Here is an 18,331-nt window from a genome sequence, read left to right as displayed (position 1 = left end):
TTTTTATTAACAATCAACGGCAATATAAATCATTTTATAATTTTTTAAACTTAACCAATTTTCTACCTATATTTCCAAATTTTTTTGGATAAGGATTATCTATGCAGATCTCAAGACGTAAGTTCTTTAAAGTCTGTGCAGGTGGTATGGCGGGATCGTCAGTGGCGGCGTTAGGCTTAATGCCAACCACTGCTTTAGCGGCACCTCGTGAATATAAACTTTTACGAGCCAAAGAAACACGCCAAACCTGTACTTATTGCGCGGTCGGCTGTGGTATGTTGATGTATAGCCTCGGTGATGGTGCAATGAATGCTCGTGGGAAACTCACTCATGTTGAGGGGGATCCTGATCACCCTGTGAGTCGTGGTGCATTATGCCCGAAAGGAGCTGGTGTATTAGACTATGTCAACAGTCCAAACCGTTTACAATACCCTGAATATCGCGCCCCAGGTTCCGACAAATGGGAACGCCTTTCTTGGCATGAGGCTATTCATAAAGTCGCTCGTTTACTCAAAGATGACCGTGATGCCAACTGGCAATCCACTAATGAAGTGGGAACGCCTGTCAATCGCTGGACAACCACAGGAATGTTAGCCGCTTCGGCTGCCAGCAATGAAACCTGTATGCTGACCCATAAATGGGGACGAGCATTAGGAATGTTGGTATTAGACAACCAAGCGAGTACCTGACACGGACCAACGGTAGCAAGTCTTGCTCCAACATTTGGTCGCGGTGCCATGACCAACCACTGGGTTGATATGAAAAATGCTGATGTCGTTATCGTGATGGGCGGTAATGCCGCTGAAGCACACCCTGTAGGTTTCCGCTGGGTTATTGAAGCGAAAAAACACAATAAAGCCAAATTAATGGTGGTCGATCCACGCTTTAACCGTACGGCAGCCGTAGCAGATTTTTATACGCCTATTCGTTCTGGTACAGATATTACGTTGTTATTAGGTGTGATTAAGTATTTGTTAGATCACGATAAGATCCAACACGAATATGTTAAACATTACACTAACGCCAGTTTCTTGATTAATGAAGGATTTGGGTTTGAAGATGGTTTATTTACGGGCTATGATGAAGAAAAACGTAGCTATGATAAATCCACTTGGTCCTATCAATTAGATGAAAACGGGCAACCAAAACGGGATATGACCTTACAAGATCCGCGTTGTGTGATTAATTTGTTGAAAAAACACGTGGAACGTTATACCCCTGAAATGGTAGAACGGATCTGTGGCACAAAACAAACAGCGTTCTATGAATTTGCTGAAACCATTGCATCAACAGCCGCACCTGATCGTGCAGCATCGTTCTTGTATGCCTTAGGTTGGACACAACATACTGTGGGTACACAAAACATTCGTTCCATGGCGATGATCCAATTATTATTAGGCAATATTGGGGTATCTGGTGGTGGCGTGAATGCGTTACGTGGACACTCGAATGTTCAGGGTTCTACTGATATGGGCTTGTTCCCAACCATGTTACCTGGTTATATTCCATTACCAACCGAAAATGATGTGAGCCTTGAAGCCTTTTTAAATCGGATTACACCAAAAGCCACGGTTGAAGGGCAAGTCAACTATTGGCAAAATACACCGAAATTTATGGTGAGTATGCTGAAAGCATTTTATGGCGAAAATGCGACTAAAGACAATGAATTTGGCTATCACAATTTGCCAAAACAATACAAAAAGAAACTGGATCACTTGCAATTCATTGATTTAATGGATCAAGGCAAAATTAATGGCTATATCTGTCAAGGTTATAATCCATTAGCCTCTTATCCTGATAAGAATAAGATTTCAAGTGCGTTGCGAAAATTGAAATTTTTGATTATTTGTGACCCATTGGCGACAGATACTTCTGAGTTCTGGAATTTCCATGGTGAATTTAATGATGTCAATCCTGCCGATATTCAAACCGAAGTGATTCGCTTGCCAACCATTTGTTTCGCCGAAGAAGATGGTTCGATTGCTAACTCTGCACGTTGGTTACAATGGCACTGGAAAGCGGCTGAACCACCAAAAGAAGCCAAGCCCGATGTGGATATTTTATCTGAAATCCGTGAAGTGATGTTGGAAATGTATCATAAAGAAGGTGGTCCTTCCATTGATACCATTGAAGCAATGACGTGGAATTACGCCAATCCGTTAGAGCCGAGAGCTGACGAATTAGCCAAAGAAAATAATGGCTATGCGTTGGAAGATCTGTATGATGCACAAGGTAATCTGATTGCGAAAAAAGGCGATCTATTATCTAGCTTTGCTCAATTGCGTGATGACGGTTCCACTTCATCTGTGATTTGGATTTACACAGGGCAATGGACACCAAAAGGCAATATGATGGCAAATCGGGACAATAGTGATCCGTCTGGCTTAGGTAACACCCTCGGTTGGACATTTGCATGGCCTCTCAACCGCCGTATTGTGTATAACCGTGCTTCGGCGGATTTGGCAGGAAATCCGTGGAATCCGAAACGCCCGTTAGTTAAATGGAACGGCAAAAACTGGAATTACATTGATATTGCCGATTTCGGTACGGCTCCACCAAATAGTAATGTGTCGCCATTTATTATGCAACCAGAAGGGGTGAGCCGTTTATTCTCCCTAGATAAGATTGTAGAGGGTCCATTCCCAGAACATTACGAACCTATTGAAACGCCTATTGGTACTAATCCACTTCACCCGAATGTGGTGTCTAACCCTGTGGCACGTATTTTGGAAAATGATAAGGCAAGTTTTGGTCATGCCAATGAATTCCCTTATGTGGGAACCACTTACCGATTAACGGAACATTTCCACTTCTGGACTAAACAATCCATGTTAAATATGATTGTGCAACCTGAACCTTTTGTGGAAATCAGTGAAGATTTGGCGGCAGAAAAAGGACTTAAACAAGGCGATACCGTGAAAGTTAGTTCAAAACGTGGCTTTATCAAAACTAAAGTGGTGGTCACTAAACGAGTTAAATCCCTTGATGTGGACGGTAAGAAAATCCATACGGTAGGTATTCCAATTCATGGTGGTTTCTCTACTGTAGGAAAAAAATCATTCTTAATCAACACGTTAACCAGTCGTGTGGGTGATGCAAATACGCAGACTCCAGAATATAAAACGTTCCTTGTGAACATTGAGAAAGTCGCTTAGGGGGCAATATGACAGTACAAGAACAAACTATTGTAAAAAGCTCTGCGACATCTTTTGTTACTCCACCACCGCATGCTCGCTCGCATGTAGTGGAAGTGGCAAAACTGATTGATGTCACCACCTGCATCGGTTGTAAAGCCTGTCAGGTTGGCTGTTCCGAATGGAATGATATTCGTACCACTCCACAAGAATGTGTAGGTGTATATGATAACCCTATCGATCTCAATGCGGAACAATGGACAGTGATGCGATTCCAAGAAGTGGAAGAAAACGATCGCTTAGAATGGTTGATCCGTAAAGACGGCTGTATGCACTGCACCGAACCAGGTTGCTTAAAAGCCTGTCCGTCGCCAGGGGCGATTATCAAATACTCCAACGGGATTGTGGATTTCCAATCAGATAAATGTATCGGCTGCGGTTATTGTATCGCAGGCTGTCCGTTCAATATTCCAAGAATGAACCCGAAAGACAATCGTGTCTATAAATGTACCCTTTGTGTAGATCGGGTCAATGTCGGACAAGAACCCGCTTGTGTGAAAACCTGTCCAACAGGAGCAATTCGCTTTGGTTCGAAAGAAGAAATGTTGCATTATGGCGAAGAACGAGTGAAAGAACTCAAATCTCGTGGTTATGAAAATGCAGGCATTTACGATCCTGAGGGAGTTGGTGGTACACACGTTATCTATGTGTTGCACCATGCGGATAAACCTGAACTGTATTCTGGCTTACCAAAAAATCCAAGTGTGGATCTTTCTGTGGAACTTTGGAAAGACTTGCTCAAACCAGTTGCTGCGGTAGCTATGGGTGGCTTGTTGCTGGCTGAAGTCGCTCACTATGTGAGTGTGGGTCCAAACGTAGAAGAAGATGTTGACGATCATTTTGAGAAATTTGAACAAGAAGATCGTGAAATCGCTGAACGTAAAGCTCAGAAAAAACGTGAAAAGGAAGAAAAGAAAGCCCAAAAACAACGGGAAAAAGAACAGAAAAAAGCCAGTAAGGGGGATAAATAATGAGTGAACATCAAAAACTGACGGAAATTACGCAAGATACGCGGATTATTCGTCACAAAGCCCCTGCTCGTGTGGCTCACTGGTTGCTAGTGATCTGCTTTTTTACCACAGGTTTATCAGGCTTAGCCTTTTTCTTCCCTGATTTTGCGTGGTTGACTTACATTCTTGGTACACCTGCTATCGCTCGTGCGGTGCATCCGTTTACGGGAATTTTAATGTTTATCGCCTTTATCATTATGGTGCTGACCTATTGGCACCATAATATTCCAGAGAAAAATGACATTCGCTGGTTAAAAGGCACTAAACAGGTGTTGCTTGGTCACGAACACGATGTGGCATACAACGGGAAATACAATCTCGGGCAGAAAATGTTGTTCTGGACCTTGATTTTAGCCATGTTCACCCTATTAATTACGGGAATCATTATGTGGCGACAATATTTCAGTCACAATTTCCCAATTCCTGTTATTCGTATTGCGATTTTACTTCATTCTGCCAGTGCCTTTGCCTTATTTACAGGAATTATGGTACACATGTATATGGCATTTTGGGTAAAAGGCTCAATTCGTGGCATGGTGGAAGGTTGGGTAACCGTACGTTGGGCGAAAAAACATCACCCGAAATGGTTTAAAGAAGAAGTGTTACCTGAATTAGAAAAAGAAATTGAAGCCAATAAAAAGGCAAGTGAGCTTGAAAAAATGGATGGTCAGGCAAAATAATTCAACTAAAATTCCTAAAAACCAAAAAGTGCGGTAAAATTAACCGCACTTTTCATTATATGAGTATATTATGGCAATAAAAATTCTCCCTGAAAATGAAATTAAGCAAGTGGCAAACTCTTATCAACAGCCACCCTTATTATTTACCAATGTCAAAAATCTTTATGAACGCCGAGCAAAACGCTTACGTGATTTAGCAAAAGATCACCCTTTTGCTAACTATCTTGAATTTGCCGCCAACATCGCAGAAGCTCAATTATTAATTTTACAAGAAAACCCGCTGATTAAACCTGAAATTGACTTTAGTGAAATTCAACCTTTAAACATCAAAAACTGGCAACGTAGTTCACAATGGCGTGATTATTTAGCGACTCTACTCTGTGAAATCCGATCCATCGCTAACGAACAAATGCTCGGTACTATTGATAGCCTAGAAAAAGCATCAAGTAGTGAATTAGAACAATTTGCTAATCAATTATTAGCACAAGATTATGCACATGTCAGTAGCGATAAAGCGGTCTTTATTTGGGCGGCATTGTCACTATATTGGGTGCAACTAACCCAATATATACCTCACTCTGCTCATCAAGAAAGTGGTGAAGGGTTACATCACTGCCCTGTTTGTCAATCCGTTCCAGTGTCTAGTGTCATTCACTTTGGAGCAGAACAGGGCTTACGTTATTTACATTGCTCCCTTTGTGAAAGTGAATGGAATGTTGTGCGAGCAAAATGTACCAACTGTGACCAATCAAAAGAACTGGAGTATTGGTTACTCGACAGCGAACAATCCGCTGTCCGTGCGGAAAGCTGTGGCGAATGTCATAGTTATTTAAAAATCTTATATCAAGAAAAAGATCCCTATGTGGAAGCCGTAGCAGATGACTTAGCCAGTATTTTTCTTGATATTGAAATGGAAGAAAAAGGCTTTGCCCGTAGTGGGTTAAATCCATTTATCTTTCCTACGGAATAATTTTAATCACATTTAAGGAAACCCCACCATGACATATAAAGTCGTTGCATTTGATTTAGACGGTACCTTGTTAAACAGTAAAGGGCAAATTTTACCAAGTAGCAAAAAAGCTATTGCTGAAATTCGTCAAAAAGGGATTAAAGTCGTGATCGTAACAGGTCGCCATCACACTGCGGTAAAACCCTATTATCACGAATTACAATTAGACACGCCGATTGTTTGTTGTAACGGTACTTATATCTATCACCCTGCAACTGACGAAGTTGAATTAGCTAATCCACTTTCAGCCAGTCAATGTGACACCGTATTAAAAATTGCCGAGCAATATCAGTTAGATTTATTGATGTATAGCCGTAACACAATGAACTATCAGAAACTCAATGCTCACATGACAAAATTCACCCAATGGGCGGCAAGTTGCCCCGCAGATGTTCGCCCTGATGTACGTCAAGTGAGTAATTTTGAAGAAATCTTCCATAATCCAACTGAACAAATTTGGAAATTTGTGATCAGCTCACAGAATCGCCAAGATATGGAAAGTGCGGTGGAAAATCTGCCCGTTTCTGAATTTAGCTGCGAATGGTCTTGGATTGATCGTGTAGATATTGCCAATAATGGTAACAGTAAAGGCGGTAAATTAGTCGATTTATTAACACAATGGCAAGTTTCCCCTGAACAAGTTATTGCATTCGGCGATAATCATAACGATACCAGTATGCTAACTGCCGTAGGTTATGGCGTAGCAATGGGAAATGCCGAAGAAGAAGTAAAAACACAAGCAAAATTTGTCACCACTGATAATGATGGTGATGGTATTGCACAAGTATTAGAGCGTTTACTTTAACTTTTAGAAGTGTTGTTTACACCGTTTTCAACATAAAACCTAAACTAACAAAGGAGAACAATATGAAATTATTTAAATTAACTGCCATTGCAATGACATCAATGTTTATTTTATCGGGGTGTACTCATGATAGTAATAAACATGATGAAATGATTTTACAAGAACAGGCTACCTTAGGCATTAACTGGATACAACAATCTGGAGAATACCAAGCCCTTGCTCACCAAGCCTTTAATCTTGCTAAAGTCGCGTTTGACAATGCTAAAGTTACCAAAGGCAAGAAAAAAGCGGTTGTGGTAGATTTAGATGAAACAATGGTAGATAACAGTGCTTATGCAGGTTGGCAGATCAAAAATCATAAAGCCTTTGACAGCGAAAGTTGGACCCGTTGGGTCAATGCTCGCCAAACTCAAGCTATTGCTGGTGCGGTAGAGTTTAATAACTATGTAAATAGTCATAAAGGCACGATGTTTTATGTATCCAACCGCAAAGATAGCAATGAAAAAATAGGCACCATTGATAATATGAATAAATTAGGCTTCAACGGTGTAAACGAACAAACCTTATTGCTTAAAAAAGATAAATCTAACAAATCTACTCGTTTCGCTGATATTGAAAAACAAGGCTATGAAATAGTACTTTATATCGGGGATAACTTAAATGATTTTGGCGATGAACCTTACCATAAATCCAATGAACAACGTCGTGCCTTTGTACAACAAAACAAAGAAAAATTTGGCAAAAAATTCATTGTATTACCTAATCCAAATTATGGTGACTGGGAAAGTGGTATGGATAAAAACTACTACAAAGGTGATGCTAAAAGCCGTATAGATATTCGTCATAATGCAATTAAGGCTTGGGACGGAAAATAATTTTTACAGCAATTATTTTCCCCTCGCCCGTAAACGAGCGAGGGGAAAAGATAGAAAAATATAACTAATTGATTTTTAATCCAAAGATTACCAATTCCCCTTATTGCTCATATAATTATATCCATAACTATAACCAAGATTGACCTCTCTTTGAATATTATTAAGAATACAGCCATTAATTTTCAAACCCGCTTGATTAAAGCGATTGATAGTCAGATCTAACTCACCTAATTTAGTCTGTCTGTAGCCCACAATCAATAAGTTCATCGTGCAATATTGTGCAATCAATAAACTATCAGTTACCGCTAATACTGGTGGCGTATCAATAATAATACGATCATACTGGCTACTGAGCTGCTCTAATAATTTACCTAAACGTGCTGAACCAATCAGCTCAGATGGGTTATTTGAAAATTTACCACGTGGTAAGAAATATAAATTATCTATTGATGTTTTCACAATAATGTCATCAAGCGATGCTGTACCTGCTAAATATTGTGCTAAACCATTATCAAGTTTGTGATTAAAATATTTATGTAAATACCCTCGTCTTAAATCTGCATCAATTATAAGAGTGCGTTTATTATCTTGTGCTAATAATGTGCCTAAATTCACAGTAACAAACGATTTACCAACTTCAGGTGAAGAACTTAAAATCGAAATAATGCAGTTCTCCGTATTCATTAAATTAAAATGTAACGTAGTACGGATACTTTTCAAACTTTCAATCGCCATATCCTGATTATGCGTAACCGCTAAAATTGGAATAGACTTGTATTTTCTTAATACTTTGGCACGCTTTTCTTGCACTGATGAATGTGGAATAGTTGCATATACTGGTAAATTTACATGTTGTTCAATTTCTTCTGATGAACGAATTCCTGAGCGTAACATGGTTTTAGCCAGCGCAAATAAAACACCTAACGCTCCACCTGCAAAAGCGGATAATAAAATGGTCAACATACGTTTTGGTTTAATGTGTTGTTCTGGAATTACCGCTTGGTCGATAATACGAACCGTACCAATTTCTCCCACTTGAGCAATTTTTAATTTTTGGTATGAATCTAAAAGGTTAGTATATAGTTTAGTATTGACTTCCACATCACGATAAAGTTGTAAATATTGGCGTTGTAAATCAGGTACCCCTTTGAGTGCAGAATTTAATTCATTGATTTTGCTATTTACGGAGCGAATTTGTGCCTCTACTTCACGCATTGCTGGGTGTTCTTTGGTATATTTCGCCGATAATTCCGCACGTTTTTGTTCCAACATTAATTTAGTGGTTTCTAAATTGATACTTTGTTCAAGGTATAATTCCGCTTCTTTTTGAATATCAACCGTATTGTGTTTTATCCGAAAATCATTATAACGACGTTCCACATTATCTAAATCTGCTTTTAATTCTGGTAGCTGTCCTTCTAAGAACTTCAGTGTTTGTGTACTTTCAGCAGAGTGTCGTTCGATATTTTGTTTTTTATACACGGTCAAAATATGATTTAACACTTTAACCAAATGGTACTGGTCTTCACCTTGATAATTTAATTGCAATACGCCTGTTTGTTTACCTTTCTCAGCGACCGAGTAGCTTAGGTTTAAATAATTCACTGCTGCATCAAGCGACATTTTTTTAATCGTATATCGTGCATCAAAATTATCTTGAGTTGCCACATCTAAATGCCATTCGCTACTATTTGATACACCCTTTGTTTGATTAATAATACCTTCAAACACGGTCTGATTGGAGTTTTCATCAATCAAACGAAATTGTTCACCCTGCAATTCAAGAATAAGTGCATTATTCTCAAATGATGCGGGTACAACAAAATGACTCAGGGTGAAACGTTTATCTTCATCAATAAAAGTAACCGAATCCTGTTGATATTCCACACGACTGCGATTTGATGAAGTCATACGGTTAAATAAAGTGTCGTTTTTATTGGAAATCAATACATCTAAATGTAAATCTTTGATAACTTTACCTAAAACCATACGTGATTTTAAGATTTCAATTTCTGCTTGAGCAACGGAAGATTGATTAAATACATCGGATAGATCACCGAACAGTGCGGCAGTTCCACCTTTCTTATCCTCTACTTGTACCATTGCATTCACTGCATAAGTGTTTGGTGTAGTGCGTAAATATACAAAGCCTATTAACAATGCGACTAAAGTAAATAAGCCAATTAACTTCCATTGCGATAACAAAGAGAATAGTATCTCTTTTAGATCTATCGTATCATTCTCTTCAATATGTTGTTTACTCATTATTCTTACTCTTAAAATTAAAGATACTTAACCCAGTCATCAACACAATCTTGAATAAGCTGGCAGGTATTATAAAAAAATTGTTGATCTTGTTGGAAGGGATCAGCAATATCCATATTGTGCCAGTGTCCTAAACGAAATACTTTTCCTTTTGTGAACGGCCAGTTCTGTTCAATATATTTTTGCTGTTGTAAATCCATCACTAAAACCAAATCGGCTTTTATTAGATGTTCCCTATTTAATTTTTGTGCCACGTGAGCGTGCATATCAATGCTTAAACGATCCATACTTAGAATGGCTCTTTCATCCGCTGGATAACCTGTTAAACCAGCAATACCTGCCGATGAAATATGCAAATCAGGGCGTACCCGTTTAAATAAATATTCACTCATTGGACTGCGGCAAATATTCCCCGTACAAACGACCAAAATTTGGTTAAACATATAGATTATCCTTATTTTGAGAAGTTATAAACAGTATTTGAGAATGGAAGAATTTGATTCACAATACGTTGCCAACGGGTTAATCCTGTTGCGTCAATATAAACAATATCATTACGTTGCATCGTAAATTGATTGGCTAAACCAAAATTACCAATATTGGATAAATCCATTACATAAATTTCAGTTTCTTGGTGATTTTGATTACTACGCAACACATAAACCCCTTTAGCACTTGCACTAGTCATGTCTATCCCTGCACTTTCGCCTAATACATCGCTTAACGTCATACCCTCTTCACGCAAATTATAAGCCTGACTTTTATTTGCCTCACCCATCACATAAATTTTTTGGCTATCTTTTTCACCAACATATAATGTGTCATTAGGTTTGAGTAATAAATTATGTAATGAATAACCAGATTTCTCCAAACTGATTGGATTAAGAGTATAACTCACACCATCACGAATTAATGTGATTGTACTTGGATCACCTAAATCATTTAAGCCACCCGCCAAACCTAGTGCGGCATAAACACTCACTGGTTGATTGCCTAGTGGAAATTGACCTATTTGAGCCACATTCCCTTGAACAGAATAGTGCGATCCTTCATAAGATAATACGCGTACAATCGGATCAGGCTGTTTCAAATAGCGTGAAAATTGACTCCGCAACCCTTGGGTAATTTGTTCTACGCTTTTCCCTGCAGCTTGATAACGCCCAACGAGAGGTAATTCAATATAACCATCAGCACCAATCTGATAGCCACTTGCCTTGACAGAAATATCACTATTAACCTGTTGTGTTGCTGGTGGCGTAATTTCAGGATATGCCCACATTTGAATAGACAATACATCATAAGGTTGTAAATAATATGTTGTCGTTTGATTATGCTGAAACAAATGAAGCACTTTTTTCTGTTGTGCATTTTGTTGAGCATTATTCTGCTGACTAAGACTAGCAATATTTTCCTGAGTAATAGGAACAATATTTACCTGACTACCTTGATCCGTTCGGTAACTTCCTGCGGAAGGTAGATTATGAGATTGTAACCCAGAGCAACTGGTCAGAGCTAAACATAAGCCCCCAAAGAATAAATAAGATTTCACTAAACTTCCCTTTTACCTAATTAACATACATCCGACTAATATTATATTGAAAAAAAATGGATAATACAATTAACAATAATCGTTTAGATCATCTAAAACAGGGATTTTTCTTTTTACCAATAACTTTCTCCTATTCCCTATTTCTCTCAATATGCTAAAATCCTGTCTGTTTACTTTTTATCTTACTCGAGTGATTTTATGCTACCCCGTTTGAAAGATATTCCTCAACTCAATCCTATTGTGGTTGACTATTTAAAGGATTTACAAGCTCAATCTTTTACAGGCGATATAGCTTCTAACTATGCGGATCGTTTGAGTCTTGCAACCGATAACAGTATTTATCAACTGTTACCGCAAGCTATTTTATTCCCCAAATCCGTTGTAGATGTGGTGCGTTTAACTAAATTAGCCCAACAAGAAAAATACCAAGCACTCACGTTCACGCCTCGCGGTGGTGGTACGGGGACGAATGGGCAATCGCTCAATAACAATATCATTGTCGATCTTTCCCGTCACATGACAGGTATTTTAGAACTCAACGTAGAACAACGCTGGGTGCGTGTGCAAGCAGGTGTAGTGAAAGATCAGCTGAATCAATATCTTAAACCTTACGGTTTATTTTTTGCCCCTGAACTCTCTACCAGTAACCGTGCCACGCTAGGCGGTATGATTAACACTGATGCCTCGGGGCAAGGATCGTTGCAATATGGCAAAACCTCAGATCACGTTTTGGGCTTGCGTGCAGTGTTGATAAATGGTGAAATTTTAGACACAAGTGCGGTGAAAACCGATGGATTTTTGGCAAATTTACCTGACAATCTGTCCGTACTCGGTCGTCAATTACATCAGGAAATTTTTAGCCGTTGCCAAGCAAAACGCCAAACCATTATGCAGGATTTACCCCAACTGAACCGTTTTCTCACGGGTTACGATCTCAAAAATGTATTTAATCAAGATGAAAGCGAATTTAATCTCACCCGCATTTTAACAGGCTCGGAAGGATCACTGGCGTTTATTTGTGAAGCTGTCTTAGATTTAACCCCAATTCCACAATATCGCACACTGATTAATGTGAAATACCGTTCCTTTAATTCCGCCTTGCGTAATGCCCCCTTTATGGTGAAAGCCAATGCGTTGTCAGTGGAAACCGTGGACAGCAAGGTATTGGGTTTAGCAAAAGAAGATATTGTGTGGCATTCGGTCAAAGATTTGCTCACCGAAGAAGACGACAATCCGATTTTAGGCTTGAATATCGTGGAATATGCAGGCAATAATCAAAGCAAAATTCAGCAATTTGTCACCGCACTTTGCAGCCAATTAGATAATAAAATTGCCCATCAGGAAGACGATATTATCGGTTATCAAGTGACCAACGATTTGGCTTCTATTGAACGCATTTATGCCATGCGGAAAAAAGCGGTCGGTTTATTAGGTAATGCCAAAGGTTGGGCAAAACCGATTCCTTTTGTAGAAGATACTTGTGTTCCGCCTGAAAATTTAGCCGATTATATTTTGGAATTTCGTGCCTTACTCGACAGCCACAATTTGCAATATGGTATGTTTGGACACGTTGATGCTGGGGTGCTACACGTTCGTCCCGCATTGGATTTAACCGATAAAGCACAAGTCAAATTATTCAAGGAAATTTCCGACCAAGTGGCAGAAATGACGCGAAAATACGGCGGTTTAATTTGGGGTGAACACGGTAAGGGCATTCGTTCTTATTATGGTGAAAAATTTTTCACGCCTGAATTATGGCAAGAACTGCGTTATGTGAAATTTTTATTCGACCCTAAAAACCGCCTAAACCCAGGGAAAATCTGCACTCCATTACATTCACAAGATGAACTGTATGGTTTGTTGTCACCAATGCGAGCCGATCAGGATCGTCAAATTCCGATTAAAATGCGAGAAGAATTTTCAGGTGCCATGAATTGCAATGGTAATGGTTTATGCTTTAATTTTGATGTGCATAGCATTATGTGTCCGTCCATGAAAGTCAGCAAAAATCGTATATTCTCACCGAAAGGGCGTGCCGCTATGGTGCGTGAATGGCTACGTTTAATGGCAAATGAGCAGGTGCAAGCTGAACAATTAGATTTTAAAAAATCACATATCAAACTATCTGAATTTGTGCAAAAAATTCGCCATACATTCAAGCAAAAGCAGGAATACGATTTTTCCCATGAAGTAAAATTTGCGATGGATAGCTGTTTAGCTTGTAAAGCCTGTGCCAGCCAATGCCCAATTAAAATTGACGTGCCAAGTTTCCGAGCTAAATTTTTCTATTTTTATCATCAACGCTATTTGCGTCCACCGAAAGATTATGTGGTAGCAAATTTAGAAGTAGTTGCTCCGTATATGGCAAAAGTACCACGGTTTTTTAATTTTTTCACTAAGTTAAAACCTGTACAAACGATGGTGGAAAAAACCTTAGGAATGACCGATTTACCGTTGCTCTCGCAACCAAATTTACAGCAGCAATTAGTCGAAATCGGTTATCAAGGACAGTCACTCGAACAGCTTGAAAGTCTATCGGAAGTAGATAAAGCCAATCTGGTGTTAATTGTACAAGATCCTTATACGTCCTACTATGATGCCAAAGTGGTTCGTGATTTTGTCGCACTTTGCCAAAAACTTGGCTACCAAGCGGTGTTATTGCCGTTTAAACCGAATGGCAAGGCTCAACATATAAAAGGCTTTTTAGGGCAATTTGCTCGCACGGCGAAAAATCAAGCGGAAATGTTAAACCGAATGGCAAAATTAGGCGTGCCATTGGTCGGCGTGGATCCTGCTATTGTGCTGTCTTATCGTGATGAATATAAAGAAGTATTAGGCAAAGAAAGGGGCGATTTTCATGTACTTACCGCTCACGAATGGCTAATCTCACAATTAAACTCAGAAAATATTCAAAGTGCGGTGAAAAATTTACAACATTCTAGCCAGACTTTAAACCAACAAAAAACAGAACAACAAAACTGGCAATTATTTCCACACTGCACCGAAACCACCTTTATGCCAACCAGCCCTAAACAATGGCAACAGATTTTTGCGACCTTTGGCGAAACCCTACAAGTACAAAATGTCGGTTGCTGTGGTATGGCGGGGGTATTTGGGCATGATGTAAAAAATCAAACCATGTCAAAAGATATTTATGATGTTTCTTGGGGAGAAAAATTACAAGGTAAAAATCCTGAACGTTGTTTAGCCACGGGCTATTCTTGCCGTAGTCAAGTGAAGCGTTTTGAGAAATTTAAACCTAAACACCCCGTTCAAGCATTATTAACATTATTTAAATAGGAAACTTAATGAACATTTGGAAACGTGAATTTACGCTAGATGATCTTAATCAGGCTTGCCATGATTGTGCGGTACATCATCTTGGCATTGAATTTAGTGCGAAAGGCGATGATTGGTTAGAAGCTACCATGCCAATCAATGAAAAAACCATACAACCAGTCGGTATTTTACATGGTGGTATTTCTGCTGCCCTTGCAGAAACCGTGGGATCAGCCGCAGGACATTGTTGCACCGAGGAAACTCAAGCAGTAGTAGGGGCTGAAATTAATGCGAGCCATTTACGCCCAGTCTATAAAGGCTCTGTTGTTACTGCTCGAGCGACTGCCGTAAAAATTGGACGTACATTGCATATTTGGCACATTGATATTCGCAATGAAGAAAATAAACTCTGTTGTGTTTCTCGTTTAACCCTTTCGGTAATTAATACTAATGAATAAAAAAATAGGTGTTATTCTTGCCAATTTAGGCACGCCCAATGCAGCGACACCCGAAGCGATTAGACCTTATTTACGTCAATTTCTCAGTGATCCACGTGTGGTGAATTTACCAAAATGGCGTTGGCTTCCGCTACTCAATTTTATTATTTTGCCTATTCGTGCTAAACGTATTGCAAAAACTTATCAATCCATTTGGACAGAACAAGGCTCTCCCCTACTGGCTATCAGTAAACAACAACAACAGGCATTACAACATCATTTTGAACAGCAAAATCAAAATGTTATAGTCGAACTTGGCATGACTTATGGTGAGCCTAGCATTGAAAGTGCGGTGCAAAAATTAATAAATTTACATATAAACAAAATCATCGTACTACCACTTTATCCACAATATAGTAGTACGACTACCGCACCTGTATTTGATGCTTTTGCTAAAGCATTAAAAAATCATCGCCACATTGTGCCTTTTGAATTTATTCATTCCTATCATTTGGACGAAAATTACATCATGGCATTGGTGAACACTATCCAAGCTAAAATGCAACAAGACGAATTCTTGCTATTTTCTTATCACGGTATTCCGCTACGTTATGAAAAAATGGGAGATTATTATCGTGAACATTGCCGCCAAACAACCTTGGCTGTCGTGGATAAACTTGGCTTAGTAGAAACCCAATGGAACATGACGTTTCAGTCACGTTTTGGCAAAGAAGAATGGCTACAACCTTACACCGATCAATTTATTCGAACAGCAGCGAAAAATGGCATTGAAAAATTAGCCGTGATTTGCCCTGGATTTTCAACCGACTGTTTGGAAACATTAGAAGAAATTAATGAAGAAAATCGAGCATATTTTTTACAAAATGGGGGCAAAAGTTATCAATATATTCCTGCATTAAATGCGGAACCATTGCATATTGAAATGATGGCTCGATTGATTGAAGAACGGATTTAATTTGACGCTAACCTAATAAAAAATCGGTTATAATTATGCGATGTAATTATAACCGATTTTTTATAGCACACGACGCGATTGAGTATAAGTTCTTGCCCAATAATCTTCGCTCAAAGAACTAATAGTAACACCTTGGCTAGAACTGGAGTGCATAAATCTGCCATTCCCCATATACACACCCACATGACGGTTTTTACGGAAGAAAACTAAATCGCCCTGTTTCAATTCATTTTTCTGAATACGTTTGCCCACATATTTCTGCTCTGATGTAGAACGTGGTAAATCCATACCAAAGGCGGTGGCAAAAGTTTCTTGCATAAAAGCAGAACAATCAATGCCATTACGCCCTGTACCACCCATACGATAACGTGTCCCAACCCATTTATTATAAACCTGCGTTAGCTGCTTATATGCCGCAGAATTATTCGTTTTTAAATCATTCCCTAAAATGGTTAACTGCATATCATCTTGCTGTTCGGTTATACTGGTATGTTTTCTCAATGTACCCGATGTATTTGAACAGGCAGCCAGTATCAACGCACTGACTATAATTAGTATCTTTTTTAACATTGTTATTATCTACATATAAAATCAAAATTGCTCAAGATCCTACCTTACTTTAAAACTAATTTCCAGTTTTTATGCACTATTTATGCACTTTTCATGATCATTATTTCATCTTCATGCAAGATTTCTCATAAAAAAGTGAATTTTATTCAAAAAAACACCGCACTTTAAACAAAGTGCGGTGTGATTCTGATTATTTTTTGTTATAAAAACAATTATTTTTTCTTCGCTTTAGCATTTGGTAAGTCGGTAATTGAACCTTCAAATACTTCAGCAGCCAAACCAACAGATTCGTGTAAAGTTGGGTGAGCATGGATAGTGAGTGCAATATCTTCAGCATCACAACCCATTTCAATCGCTAAACCAATTTCACCTAACAACTCACCAGCATTGGTTCCAACGATTGCCCCACCTAAAATACGATGCGTTTCTTTGTCGAAAATTAACTTAGTCATGCCCTCTGCACAGTCTGAGGCGATCGCACGACCTGAGGCTGCCCAAGGGAAGTTAGCCACTTCATAGCTGATATTCTCGGCTTTACATTCTTTTTCGGTTTTACCAACCCATGCTACTTCAGGTTCAGTATAAGCAATAGATGGAATCACTTTTGGATCGAAATAATGTTTTTTACCTGCAATCACTTCAGCGGCAACATGACCTTCATGCACCCCTTTGTGTGCCAACATTGGTTGACCCACCACATCACCAATCGCATAAATATGTGATACATTGGTACGCATTTGTTTATCGGTACGGATAAAACCACGCTCATCAACCTCAACACCTGCTAAGTCAGCATCAATCAATTTTCCATTTGGCGTACGACCGATAGCTACTAACACAGCATCATAAATGCGAGTTTCACTGCCTGATTTACCCTCCATAGAAACATGAATACCATCATCTTTGGCTTCAACTGCGGTTACTTTGGTTTCAAGTAATAATTTGAATTTTTTCTCAATTTGTTTGGTGTAAATCTTAACAATATCTTTATCCGCTGCAGGAATAACTTGATCAAACATTTCCACCACATCAATTTCGGAACCTAAAGCACTATATACCGTCCCCATTTCCAAACCAATGATACCGCCACCCATGATTAACAAGCGTTTTGGTACTTCACGTAATGCTAGTGCATCAGTAGAATCCCATACTCGAGGATCCTCATGAGGAATAAATGGCAGTTGAATTGGACGTGACCCTACTGCAATAATGGCATTATCAAATTTAATGGTAGTTGGATTGCCCTCACGATCTTTTGAAACTAAGGTATGGCTATCGGTAAATCTAGCCCAGCCCTCAACAACTGTTACTTTACGCATTTTTGCCATGCCAGCTAAACCACCAGTTAAACGGCTAATCACACCGTCTTTACCTGCACGTACTTGGTCTAAATCAATGGTTGGCTCGCCAAAAGAAACGCCGTGATGTTCAACGTGTTTCGCATCTTCAATCACTTTAGCAACGTGTAATAAGGCTTTAGATGGAATACAACCTACGTTTAAACACACCCCACCTAAGGTTGAATAACGTTCAACAAGAACGGTTTCTAAACCTAAGTCAGCACAACGGAAAGCGGCTGAATAACCAGCAGGACCAGCACCTAAAACCACAACTTGTGTTTTAATTTCTTTACTCATTTGTTCTCCTTATTTCCAAAAGTGCGGTGAAAAAGACCGCACTTT

Annotated in this window: 14 protein-coding genes; 9 read left to right on the top strand and 5 right to left on the bottom strand. The window is 39.0% G+C overall.

All coding sequences use genetic code 11. The annotated features are described in order from the left end of the window. The first annotated feature begins 101 nt into the window (after window positions 1–101). The 6 genes from fdnG to O1Q81_RS05650 all read left to right on the top strand — a co-directional run bounded on the left by fdnG (window position 102) and on the right by O1Q81_RS05650 (window position 7,573). A complete protein-coding gene (gene fdnG / locus O1Q81_RS05675) occupies window positions 102–3,155 on the top strand; it encodes a formate dehydrogenase-N subunit alpha (RefSeq protein ID WP_386696445.1) in 3,054 nt (1,017 codons plus the stop codon). An 8-nt stretch (window positions 3,156–3,163) separates the two neighbouring features. After that, window positions 3,164–4,165, top strand: coding sequence for a formate dehydrogenase subunit beta (gene fdxH, locus O1Q81_RS05670; protein WP_386685818.1), 1,002 nt, complete (start codon window positions 3,164–3,166; stop codon window positions 4,163–4,165). After that, window positions 4,165–4,884 (top strand): formate dehydrogenase subunit gamma, encoded by a 720-nt coding sequence (locus O1Q81_RS05665; protein WP_386685815.1) that lies wholly within the window; start codon window positions 4,165–4,167, stop codon window positions 4,882–4,884. The genes fdxH and O1Q81_RS05665 overlap by 1 nt, the downstream gene beginning before the upstream one ends. Before the next feature lie 70 nt (window positions 4,885–4,954). Continuing rightward, on the top strand, window positions 4,955–5,854 hold the full coding sequence (gene fdhE, locus O1Q81_RS05660; RefSeq protein WP_386692952.1) for a formate dehydrogenase accessory protein FdhE: 900 nt from the start codon (window positions 4,955–4,957) through the stop codon (window positions 5,852–5,854). Between the two features lie 28 nt (window positions 5,855–5,882). Further along, window positions 5,883–6,698 (top strand): pyridoxal phosphatase, encoded by an 816-nt coding sequence (locus tag O1Q81_RS05655; RefSeq protein ID WP_386685810.1) that lies wholly within the window; start codon window positions 5,883–5,885, stop codon window positions 6,696–6,698. 62 nt (window positions 6,699–6,760) lie between these two features. Next, a complete protein-coding gene (locus O1Q81_RS05650) occupies window positions 6,761–7,573 on the top strand; it encodes a 5'-nucleotidase, lipoprotein e(P4) family (RefSeq protein WP_386685808.1) in 813 nt (270 codons plus the stop codon). Between the two features lie 87 nt (window positions 7,574–7,660). Here O1Q81_RS05650 and O1Q81_RS05645 read toward each other — a convergent pair whose 3' ends face one another. Genes O1Q81_RS05645 through O1Q81_RS05635 form a run of 3 tightly spaced genes read right to left on the bottom strand, consistent with a single transcriptional unit; the run spans window position 7,661 to window position 11,387 of the window. Next, the gene (locus O1Q81_RS05645) at window positions 7,661–9,838 is read right to left on the bottom strand and encodes a polysaccharide biosynthesis tyrosine autokinase (protein ID WP_386685806.1); all 2,178 of its coding nucleotides are present in this window, start codon (window positions 9,836–9,838) and stop codon (window positions 7,661–7,663) included. 17 nt (window positions 9,839–9,855) lie between these two features. Then, entirely contained in the window at window positions 9,856–10,281 is a 426-nt protein-coding gene (locus O1Q81_RS05640; RefSeq protein WP_386696443.1) for a low molecular weight protein-tyrosine-phosphatase, read from the bottom strand. An 11-nt stretch (window positions 10,282–10,292) separates the two neighbouring features. Then, the gene (locus O1Q81_RS05635; RefSeq protein ID WP_386685800.1) at window positions 10,293–11,387 is read right to left on the bottom strand and encodes a polysaccharide biosynthesis/export family protein; all 1,095 of its coding nucleotides are present in this window, start codon (window positions 11,385–11,387) and stop codon (window positions 10,293–10,295) included. A 198-nt stretch (window positions 11,388–11,585) separates the two neighbouring features. Here O1Q81_RS05635 and O1Q81_RS05630 point away from each other — a divergent pair, with 198 nt between their 5' ends. The 3 genes from O1Q81_RS05630 to hemH are packed head-to-tail and all read left to right on the top strand — an operon-like array spanning window position 11,586 to window position 16,079. Next, on the top strand, window positions 11,586–14,687 hold the full coding sequence (locus tag O1Q81_RS05630) for an FAD-binding and (Fe-S)-binding domain-containing protein (RefSeq protein ID WP_386696441.1): 3,102 nt from the start codon (window positions 11,586–11,588) through the stop codon (window positions 14,685–14,687). A gap of 8 nt (window positions 14,688–14,695) precedes the next feature. Next, window positions 14,696–15,124: a hotdog fold thioesterase gene (locus tag O1Q81_RS05625; protein WP_386696439.1), complete on the top strand. Its 429-nt coding sequence runs from the start codon at window positions 14,696–14,698 to the stop codon at window positions 15,122–15,124. Beyond that, complete coding sequence (hemH, locus tag O1Q81_RS05620; protein WP_386696437.1) at window positions 15,117–16,079, top strand: ferrochelatase; 963 nt, start codon at window positions 15,117–15,119, stop codon at window positions 16,077–16,079. Before O1Q81_RS05625 ends, hemH begins: the two co-directional genes overlap by 8 nt. Window positions 16,080–16,139: 60 nt before the next feature. Here the strand turns inward: hemH and O1Q81_RS05615 are convergent, their stop codons facing one another. Together O1Q81_RS05615 and lpdA are read right to left on the bottom strand one after the other, a co-directional pair. After that, window positions 16,140–16,649 (bottom strand): NlpC/P60 family protein, encoded by a 510-nt coding sequence (locus tag O1Q81_RS05615; RefSeq protein ID WP_386685789.1) that lies wholly within the window; start codon window positions 16,647–16,649, stop codon window positions 16,140–16,142. A gap of 212 nt (window positions 16,650–16,861) precedes the next feature. Further along, window positions 16,862–18,286, bottom strand: a complete 1,425-nt coding sequence (gene lpdA, locus O1Q81_RS05610) for a dihydrolipoyl dehydrogenase (RefSeq protein WP_386685786.1) — start codon at window positions 18,284–18,286, stop codon at window positions 16,862–16,864. Window positions 18,287–18,331 lie beyond the last annotated feature (45 nt).

It is taken from the genome of Lonepinella sp. MS14436, from assembly GCF_042470565.1.
Classification (GTDB): Bacteria; Pseudomonadota; Gammaproteobacteria; order Enterobacterales; family Pasteurellaceae; genus Lonepinella.
Note: the sequence above shows the minus strand (reverse complement) of the source record. Positions and strands in the feature narration are given on the sequence as shown.